This window comes from Xanthobacter sp. BG11Y11_SDJG, assembly GCF_057364445.1.
Window position 1 is genome coordinate 1 of the sequence record NZ_JBNFNU010000164.1, and the last position, 8,868, is coordinate 8,868.

An 8,868-nucleotide genomic window follows, 5' to 3' on the forward strand; every position below is an offset into this window, starting at 1 on the left:
ATGCTCACCGTGCCGCCGCTCTCCGGCGAGCCGCGGCGCTCATGGTCACGGCCTATGTGGTGGCGCGCAACCGCGGCTATCCGGCCGGCACCTTCCCCGGCTGGTACGGCGTGCTGCGCGCGGTGGTGGCGGCGGTGCCGATGATGGAGCGCGTGCGGCCGGCGCAGTTCACCACCACCGTGTCGCAGTCCGCCTCCAGGTCCGCGAGCCGGAGCGCCAGCTCGAAGCCGGGCGCCGAGCAGGCCGTGGGAATGTGCGCGTCGGCGAACTCCTCCGCCGTGCGCACGTCCCCAGACCGCGATGCGGGCGCCGGCCGCGCGGCGGGCGTCCAGTGCCGCCGCATCGAGGTGGCGCACGTCGTCCTCCGCGAGGACTCGCTCACCGAAGGCCTTGCACGGCACGTTCACGCCCGTCGACGGCACGCCGCCCAGGGCACGCCAGCCGTCGAGGCCGCCGCCGAGCACGCTCACGCGCGTGTAGCCGAACGCCCGGAGGTCGTCCGCCGCGAGCGCCGCGCGCGGGTCGTCCCCGCCGTCGTCATAGAGCACCACAGGCGTGGTGCGGGCCGGCACCAGCTCGTCCATGCGGAATTCGAGCCGGCGGCGCGGCAGCGAGGTGGCGCCGGGGATATGGCCGCGCTCATAGGCGCCGTGCTCGCGCACGTCGAGCAGCGCCCAGTCGCGCAGCGGCCACTGGTGCCGCGGGTCGGAGAGCGCCGCCGCGAAGGCGTCGGCCGTCATCAGGGGCGCGATGGCGATGGCGTCCATCGCTCAGCTCGCCGGGGCGGCGCGATAGACCATCACCCGCCGGTGGCGATAGACCGGCGCGCCGGCCGCGTCGCGGCCGTCGATCTCCTGAATCAAAAGCTCCATGGCGCCGGAGCGCGCCTGCTTCTCCTCCACGCCGACGAAGGTGATGCGGCAGGTGAGCACGTCGCCCACCAGGATCGGCCGCACATAGTGAAAGCCCTGCTCGCCCGCCAGCACGCGCCGCCGGTCGAGATGGCGCGTCCATTCCGGCTCCTGCGGGCAGAGGAAGGAGACCGGGAAGGTGGGCGGCGCGATGATGCCCGCATAGCCCTGCGCCCGCGCCGCGTCGGCATCCCGGTACACCGGATTGGGGTCGCCGATGGCGTCGGCGAAGCGCCGCACGGCGCCCTTCTCCACCTCGACGACATAGGGGGCGCTGCGGCTGCCGATGAGCGAGCGGTCGATCTCGACGGTCACGGCGGCCTCCCTCAGGCCTTCTTCCACTGGCTGTTCTCGCGCTCCAGGATGGCGGCCGCGATCATGTTCTTGTGGATCTGCATGGTGCCGCCATAGATCGAGCCGCCGCGCACCTCGGCGTAGCGGTGGGCGAGGGGATATTCCTTGGTGTAGCCGTTGGCGCCGAGCACCTGGATGGCGTCGTCGCAGATCTCCTTCGCCGCCTTGGCGGTGAACACCTTGGCGATGGAGGTCTCGAGCGGCGCCGGCAGGCCTGTCACCTGCGCAGTGGAGGCTGCCCGCATCACCAGGAGATGGGCCGCGTCCAGCTTCACGCGCATGTCGGCGAGCATCCACTGGATGCCCTGGAAATCGCAGATCTCGCGGCCGAACTGGCGCCGCTCCTTGGAATAAGCGAGCGCATATTCATAGGCCGCGCGCGCCGAGCCCAGCATGCGCGCCATGCTGCCGAGGCGCTCGGCATTGTAGACGCTGATGAGCTTGCCGAAGGCGCCGCCGTCGAGCAGCACGTTCTCCTTCGGCACCCGGCAATCGTCGAAATAGAGCTCGAACAGAAGCTCGTCCGCCATGTTGAGCGTGCCGCTGGAATGGCGGAAGCCGGGCGCATCGTGGGGCACGATGACGGCGCCGATGTCGGAGGCCTTCCCCGTGGTGCCGAAGCGGCAATAGACCAGCGTGAACTCGTTGATGTTCACGAAGCTGACAAACTGCTTGGAGCCGTTGAGGACGACGTGGTCGCCCTCGATGCGGGCGCGGGTCTTCAGAGCGGTGGCGGCCGAGCCGGCCTCCGGCTCGGTGATGCCGATGGAGATGCCGATCTCGCCGCGGCACAGGGGCTCGACGAAGCGCGTGCGCTGGTCGGGCGTGCCGTATTCCGCGACGGCGCCGATCGCCCCGGTGGAGGTGCGGTGGCAGAGGCCGCCGACGATGGGGGCGCAGGCCTGGAGCGTCTGGATCACCAGCAGGGTGTCGAGCAGGGGAAGGCCGAGCCCGCCATGCTCGGGCGGCAGATTGAGGCCGAGAAGGCCCTGCTCCGCCATGGCGCGGCGCAGGCGGCGCACGCCGTCGACGCTGGTGTCCGCCACCAGCGGGGCGAGCTTGCGCTCATAGGCGCCCTTGGCGGCGTCCATGAGTTCCTTCTGGCGATCGGTCAGCTGAAAATCCATCCCGGCCCTCTTCCTGCCCTGCCGGTGCAGCCTCTTCCAGGGCGGCACCAAAATGTATCTATTTTTATCGTCACATTGTGTCTTGAACGTTACCCTGCATCAAGGCAAATTTAAGCGGATCGCGGCATTGTACCCCCGCGGTCCAACCAGAACGGGAGGACGTGTCCCATGTCGCGCTTCGACGCCGTGCCGGAGGATGACTTCAAGCGCGGTATGCGCCGCCTCGCGGCCGCCGTGAACGTGGTCTCCGACCCTGGACGCGGGGCGCCCCGCCGGCCTCATCGCCACCGCGGTGTGCTCGGTGAGCGCGGGACCGCCGAGCCTGCTGGTGTGCGTCAACCGGGGCACGCGCACCCATGGGCTCATCGTCGAGGCGGGCGTGTTCTGCGTGAACGTGCTGGCCGCCGACCAGATGCCCTTCGCCCGGCAGTTCCTGGCGCGCGATCCGGCCGAGCGGTTCGCGTCCTGCCGCTGGTCCACCCTCGCCACCGGCTCGCCGGCGCTCGACGAGGCGATGACCAATTTCGATTGCGAGGTGTCGTCCCAGTTCAGTTCCGGCACCCACGACATCCTCGTCGGCCACGTGGTGGCGATGCGGCAGCGCGAGAGCGGCAACCCCCTGCTCTATTTCGAGGGGGACTACCGTCACATCGCCCATGGCGAGAGCGCCTGAGCGCGCTCAGTCCGCGACGACCGCCACCGTCTGGCCCTCGTCCACGCCGTCGCCGGCAGCCACCAGGATGCGGGCGAGGCGGCCGGCGCGGGGGGCGACGACGGGAATCTCCATCTTCATCGATTCGACCACCACCAGCGTGTCGCCCGCCGCCACGGCGGCCCCTTCGGCCACCGCAACTTCGAACACCACGCCGGTCACGCTCGACACCACTTCATGCTCCGCCATGGACCTCATCCCGCCTGTCTGTATCGGTGCGCCCCGCCGGAAAATTACCGAGACGAGACGATGACAATATGATCTAAATGAATTGATATTTGAAGGAACAATCAGACCAATTCGCCGCGAAAGACGGCGGCGGCCCGACGGGCCGCCCAGCGACACGGGAGCGAAGCCGGCCCACATGGACGAGGACACGCTGAAGGAACTCGACGCGCGCCGCGCCGCCGCCCGCGCCATGGGCGGCCGGCCGCGCTCGCCAAGCTGAAGGCAGCCGGCAAGCTCGATGCGCGGGCGCGGGTCGAGCACCTGCTCGATCCCGGCTCGTTCCGGGAGATCGGGCTGCTCGCCCGCAGCCAGCACGGCGCGCTCAAGGCCCGCACGCCGGCCGACGGTCTCGTCGCCGGCTGGGGCACCATCGACGGGCGCGAGGTGTATGTGGCCTCCGAGGACGCCTCGGTGATCGCCGGCACGCGCGGCCGCGTCGCCGAGGCGAAGAGCCAGCGCGTCCGGGACCTCGCCTTGCGCCACCGCCGCCCCTTTATCGCGCTGATGGAGGCCGGCGCCGGCCGCTTCCAGGAGAATAACGGCGCCATCGCCGCCGGCCTCGGCGCCCGCTTCAAGGAGCACTTCCAGCTCTCCGGCCGGGTGCCGCAGGTGGCGGCGGTGATGGGCGCGTGCTTCGGCGGGCCGTCCTTCACGGCGCTGCAGTCCGATTTCGTCACCATCGTCGCCGGCTCCGGCTTCATGGGCATGTCGGGGCCGCCGGTGGTGAAGGTGGGCATCGGCAAGGAGGTGTCGGCGGAGGATATCGGCGGCGCGCAGAAGAGCGCCGCCGCCACCGGCCAGGCCGACCATCTGGCGCAGAGCGACGCCGAGGCGCTGGCGGCGATCCGGGCTTTCCTTTCCTTCCTGCCTTCCCATTGCGACGAGCTGCCGCCCGACGTCGCCCCGCGCCCGGCCGCCTGCGACACGCCGGAGGGCGCGGCGCGGCTCACGGCGATCGTTTCCGACAACCACCGCCGCGCCTACGACATGGAGGAGCTCATCCGCCTCCTCGTCGACGGCGGCGAGATGTTTCACTACCGCGAGAGCTACGGGCCGAGCCTCATCACCGCGTTCGCCCGCATGGACGGGCACGCGGTGGGCATCCTCGCCAACAACCCCATGAAGATGGCCGGCGCCATCGACGAGAAGGGCATCCAGAAGGCGCGCAAGTTCGTCGACACCTGCGACGCCTTCCACATCCCGCTGGTGTTCCTGGTGGATTGCCCCGGCTTCATGGTCGGCCCGGAGATCGAGAACCAGCGCATGGTCTCGCTCGCCTCGCGCTTCCTCAACTCCGTCATCGGCGCGAGCGTGCCCAAGGCGACCATCGTCCTGCGCAAGGCGGTGGGCCTTGCCTATCTCGCCATGGGCGGGCGGGTGATGGCGCCGGACGCCCTCGTCGCCTGGCCCACCGCGCAGTTCGACGTGATGGGCCCGGCCGCCGGTGTGGAACTCACTTACGGCAAGGAGATCGCCAAGGCGGCGGACCCGGCCGCGCGGCGCCGCGAGCTGCTCGCGAACGCCGAGGCCCAGGCTTCGGCCTATCTCGCCGCCGAGATGGCGCTGATCGACGACGTCATCGCGCCGTCCGAGACTCGCGGCGTGATCCTCGACGTCCTCGCCCGCACGCGCTGCGGGCGCGTGCCGTCCTTCAAGCACCGCATCGATCCGTGAGGCCGGACACCATGAGGCAGTCGCTGCCCGCATCCTGGGACATGGAGACCGACGTGCTGGTGGTGGGGTTCGGCGCCGCGGGCGCCGTCGCCGCCATCGAGGCCGCCGACCGCGGCGCGCGCACCGTGCTGATCGAGAAGATGGCGTTTCCCGGCGGCCTGTCCGTGGTCTCCGCCGGCGGCATCCGCGTCAGCGCCGACCGCGCATCGGCGCTCGCCTATCTCGAAGCCACCTGCGGCGGCCGCACGCCGCCGGACCTGCTGGAAGCGCTCGCGGCCGGCATGGTGGAGGTGGAAGGCTATATGCGCGGGCTCGCCCGGCTCAGCGGCGCCAAGGTCCGCGTCACGCCGGCGCTCGGCAATTATCCGCTGCCGGGACACGAGGCGCTCGGCTATTGCGAGGTCGAGGCGGTGCCGGCGCTGGAAGAGGGCACCTCATTCCCCGAGGCGGGCGCGGTGAAGAACGGCACGCGCCTGTTCAAGGTGCTCGCCGACAATGTGTCGGCCCGCCCGGTGGAGGTGCTGATGTCCACCCCGGCGCGGCGCCTCCTGACCGACGGCGACGGCGCGGTGATCGGCCTTCTCGCCGAGCGCGACGGCCGGCCGTTCGCCATCCGCGCTTATGGCGGGGTGATCCTCGCCTGCGGCGGGTTCGAGGCCGATGCGGAGATGCAGCGGCAGTATTTCCAGAAGGGCGCCGTGCTCACCGGCTCGTTCCGCGGCAATACCGGCGACGGCATCCGCATGGCCCAGGCGGTGGGCGCCGACCTCTGGCACATGTGGCACTATCACGGCCCTTACGGCCTCGTGCACCCGGACCCGGACTATCCGTTCGGCCTCTATCTCAAGGCGGTGCCCATGTGGACCCCGGCCCCCAGCGGGGCGGGCGCGCTCGGCGCCGCCACCCTCGGCACCGATCCCCCGCCCGGCAAGGCCTCGGAGAAGGTTCTGCCGCGCCTCGCCTGGATCCTGGTGGACCAGGCCGGCCGGCGCTTCATGGACGAGTATCCGCCCTATCCCGGCGACACCGGCGTGCGCCCGTTCGACGCCTTCGATCCGAAGCGGCAGGGTTTTCCGCGCGATCCCGCCTTCCTGATCTTCGACGAGGCGGGGCGGCGCATGTATCCGCTGGGGCGATCGGTCCACAACGACCCGCACCCGCACCTCGCCTGGAGCGCCGACAATGGGCGCGAGATCGAGGCGGGCATCTTCCAGCGCGCCGAGAGCCTCGATGCGCTCGCGGGAATGATGGGCGTGCCCGCGGCCGAGTTGCGCGCCACCATCGAGGCCTGGAACGCCGCCGTCGCCGCCGGCCGCGACGCGGCGTTCGGGCGGCTGCCGGAGACCATGGGCGCCGATCGGCGAGCCGCCGTTCTATTTCGGGCGCGTGCGGCCGGTGGTCATCAACACCCAGGGCGGGCCGCGCCACGACGTGCGCCAGCGCGTGCTGGACCCGTTCGGCGCGCATCCCGGGCCTCTATGCGGCCGGCGAACTCGGCAGCCTGTTCGGCCACATCTATATGAGCGGCGGCAATCTCGCCGAATGCGTCATCGGCGGCCGCATCGCCGGCCGCAACGCGGCCGAGGCGGGCGCACGCGTGCTCGCGCCTCAGACGTAGCAGGGGCCTTCGATGAGGGGGTGGGCGGCGAGGAAGGCCTCGTCCACCTCGATGCCGAGGCCCGGCCCCTCGCGGCAGGTCACGGTGCCCTCCGGCGTCAGCGCGTAGGGCAGGCCGCACACCTCGTCGCGGAACGGGTTGTGGTGCGCCACGTCGCCCTCGAAATAGCCGGGATTGTCCACCGCGCACATGAGGTGCAGCGTCGCCACCATGTTGATGCCGGTGGCCGAGGTGTGCGGGTTCACCGACAGCTTCCAGGCCGAGGCGAGGATGGCGATGCGGTGGCACTCGGTGATGCCGCCGGCCTTGGAGAGGTCGGGCTGCACGAAGGTCACGGCGCCGTCCGCGATCAGGCGGGTGAATTCGTAGCGGGTATAGTGGTTCTCGCCCGCCGCCAGCGGCACCCGGCCGAGCTTCGCCAGATCCTGGTAGCTGCGATAGTCCTGCGGCGGGAACGGCTCCTCGAACCAGCCGACATTGGCCGCCTCATAAGCAGGCATCACCCGCCGGGCATGGTCCGGGGTGCAGCCGGTATTGCCGTCGACGAGGATGTCGATCTCCGGCCCGACGGCGGCGCGCACCGCCTCCACGCGGGCGATGTCGCGGGCGGGGGCGTCGCCGCCGCGCAGCTTCAGCGCCTTGTATCCCTGGGCGACGTAGGACGCCGCTTCCTCGGCAAGCGCCTTGGGGTCCTGCCAGCCGAGCGAAATGCCGCCGGCATAGGCCTTGATCGGCTTCGGCGCGCCGCCGAGCAAACGGTGGATCGGCTGGCCCATGACCTTGCCGCGGATGTCCCAGAGCGCGATGTCGAGCCCGCTCAGCGCCAGGGCCGCGGCGGCGCCCATGCCGTGGCTCGCGAGCTGCATGCGGTAGACCTTCTGCCACACGCCGACCACGTCGAGCGCATCCATGCCGAGCACCAGCTCCGACAGGGTGGTGTCGATGAGCTTCGCCACGGCGCCGGGGCAGCGGCCGTGATGGGCCTCGCCCCAGCCGACCACGCCGTCGCTGGTCTCGACCCGCACCAGCACGGAATCGCGCTTCACCGCGCGGCCGATGCCGAGGGTGACGTTCTTGCCCTCGGGCACGCGGAAGGAGATGGGGACGGCCTTGATGGAAGCGATGCGCATGGGGCTTCTCGGTCTCGATCGCGCCGCTCAGGCGGCGGGCTTGCGATAGGCGGGATTGACGAGGTTCTTCGGCGCCTCCCCCTTGAGGATGCGCAGCACCTCTTCGGCGGCGCCGATGCTCATGGCCCGCATGGAGGTGGCGGTGATGCCGGCGCCGTGGGGCGTCATGAGGAGGTTCGGCAGCGCAAACAGCGGGCTGTCGAACGGCACCGGATGGACGTCGTAGACGTCGGTGGCGGCGCCGGCGATGCGGCCCGCCTTCAGCGCCGCGATGAGCGCCGCCGTGTCGACGATGGGGCCGCGCGCGGGATTGATCAGCACCGCGTCCGGCTTCATGCGGGCGATGAGGTCGGCGCTGACGAGGCCGGTGGTCTCCGGCGTCAGCGGGCAGGCGATGACGATGGCGTCGGACTGCGCGAACAATTCCTCGATACGGACCGGCGTGATGCCCTCGGGCGCGGTGCCGGAGCGCGAGGCGCCGAGCACGCGCATGCCGAAGCCGCCGGCGGCGACGGCGGCGACGCGCTGGCCGATGGCGCCGAGGCCGACGATGCCGAGAGTGGAAGCGCCGATCTCCTGCGTGCCGTCCGCAAGGCTCCGCGCCAGGTTCCAGCCGTCCGTCCTGAGGCTGGCATCCATGCCCGCCAGGGGCCGGCGCAGCGCGAACAAGGCGGCGAAGACGTATTCCGCGACCGTCTGGGTGTTGCTGCCCGGCAGGTTGGCGACCGGGATGCCGAGGGCGGTGGCCTCGGCGACGGGGATGAAGTCCAGCCCCACGCCGTGCCGCACCACGCCCTTGAGGCGCGCGGCGCCCGCGAACACGCCCGGGGGCAGCTTGGCGCGCACGATCACCGCGTCCGCGGCGCGCACGCCGGCGCGCAGGGTGTCGTCGGACGTGTCCGGCCCCACCACGATCTCGGCATGCGGCGCGAGCAGCGCCGCGCCGTCCGGGTGGATCGCATTGGTGGCGAACACCACCGGACGCGGGTTACTGGCCATAGGGGGGCGCCTTGCACAATGGGGTTGGGGAGGGTGCCGAGGCCCTCGACGCTGGGCGCGCACCACCGAGCCGGGCCGGAGCCAGGCCGGCGGCGTGCGCATGCCGGCGACGCCG

General features: G+C 71.2%; 9 protein-coding genes. 3 read left to right on the forward strand and 6 right to left on the reverse strand.

Annotation, left to right across the window (positions count from 1 at the left end; translation table 11 throughout):
- The 3 genes from AC2W7M_RS14125 to AC2W7M_RS14135 all read right to left on the reverse strand — a co-directional run.
- A partial coding sequence (locus tag AC2W7M_RS14125) for a rhodanese-like domain-containing protein (protein ID WP_486132898.1) occupies nucleotides 1-767 on the reverse strand: 767 nt, incomplete at its 3' end.
- Nucleotides 768-770: 3 nt separating this feature from the next.
- Nucleotides 771-1,226 carry an FAS1-like dehydratase domain-containing protein gene (locus tag AC2W7M_RS14130; RefSeq protein WP_486132899.1) on the reverse strand — a complete coding sequence of 152 codons (456 nt, stop codon included), beginning with the start codon at nucleotides 1,224-1,226 and terminating at the stop codon, nucleotides 771-773.
- An 11-nt stretch (nucleotides 1,227-1,237) separates the two neighbouring features.
- Nucleotides 1,238-2,392, reverse strand: coding sequence for an acyl-CoA dehydrogenase family protein (locus AC2W7M_RS14135; RefSeq protein WP_486132900.1), 1,155 nt, complete (start codon nucleotides 2,390-2,392; stop codon nucleotides 1,238-1,240).
- Nucleotides 2,393-2,645: 253 nt separating this feature from the next.
- Here AC2W7M_RS14135 and AC2W7M_RS14140 point away from each other — a divergent pair, with 253 nt between their 5' ends.
- Nucleotides 2,646-3,065, forward strand: a complete 420-nt coding sequence (locus AC2W7M_RS14140) for a flavin reductase (protein ID WP_486132905.1) — start codon at nucleotides 2,646-2,648, stop codon at nucleotides 3,063-3,065.
- 6 nt (nucleotides 3,066-3,071) lie between these two features.
- Here AC2W7M_RS14140 and AC2W7M_RS14145 read toward each other — a convergent pair whose 3' ends face one another.
- Nucleotides 3,072-3,647, reverse strand: a complete 576-nt coding sequence (locus AC2W7M_RS14145; protein ID WP_486132901.1) for an acyl-CoA carboxylase biotin carboxyl carrier protein subunit — start codon at nucleotides 3,645-3,647, stop codon at nucleotides 3,072-3,074.
- Between AC2W7M_RS14145 and AC2W7M_RS14150 the strand changes: the two genes are divergently transcribed.
- Together AC2W7M_RS14150 and AC2W7M_RS14155 are read left to right on the forward strand one after the other, a co-directional pair.
- Entirely contained in the window at nucleotides 3,594-5,006 is a 1,413-nt protein-coding gene (locus AC2W7M_RS14150) for an acyl-CoA carboxylase subunit beta (protein ID WP_486132906.1), read from the forward strand. The two genes, AC2W7M_RS14145 and AC2W7M_RS14150, sit on opposite strands and share 54 nt — an antisense overlap.
- An 11-nt stretch (nucleotides 5,007-5,017) precedes the next feature.
- Nucleotides 5,018-6,529, forward strand: coding sequence for an FAD-dependent oxidoreductase (locus AC2W7M_RS14155; RefSeq protein ID WP_486132902.1), 1,512 nt, complete (start codon nucleotides 5,018-5,020; stop codon nucleotides 6,527-6,529).
- Nucleotides 6,530-6,614: 85 nt separating this feature from the next.
- On the opposite strand, the gene AC2W7M_RS14160 is transcribed toward AC2W7M_RS14155, so the two are convergent.
- Both AC2W7M_RS14160 and AC2W7M_RS14165 read right to left on the reverse strand, forming a co-directional pair.
- On the reverse strand, nucleotides 6,615-7,754 hold the full coding sequence (locus AC2W7M_RS14160) for a mandelate racemase/muconate lactonizing enzyme family protein (protein ID WP_486132903.1): 1,140 nt from the start codon (nucleotides 7,752-7,754) through the stop codon (nucleotides 6,615-6,617).
- Nucleotides 7,755-7,781: 27 nt separating this feature from the next.
- Nucleotides 7,782-8,753, reverse strand: coding sequence for a hydroxyacid dehydrogenase (locus AC2W7M_RS14165; protein WP_486132904.1), 972 nt, complete (start codon nucleotides 8,751-8,753; stop codon nucleotides 7,782-7,784).
- Nucleotides 8,754-8,868 lie beyond the last annotated feature (115 nt).

Bases quoted from the DNA above. Each gene is read 5' to 3' on its own strand.
- AC2W7M_RS14160 (WP_486132903.1), bottom strand. From the start codon at position 7,754: ATGCGCATCGCTTCCATCAAGGCCGTCCCCATCTCCTTCCGCGTGCCC.
- AC2W7M_RS14155 (WP_486132902.1), top strand. From the start codon at position 5,018: ATGAGGCAGTCGCTGCCCGCATCCTGGGACATGGAGACCGACGTGCTG.
- AC2W7M_RS14135 (WP_486132900.1), bottom strand. From the start codon at position 2,392: ATGGATTTTCAGCTGACCGATCGCCAGAAGGAACTCATGGACGCCGCC.
- AC2W7M_RS14165 (WP_486132904.1), bottom strand. From the start codon at position 8,753: ATGGCCAGTAACCCGCGTCCGGTGGTGTTCGCCACCAATGCGATCCAC.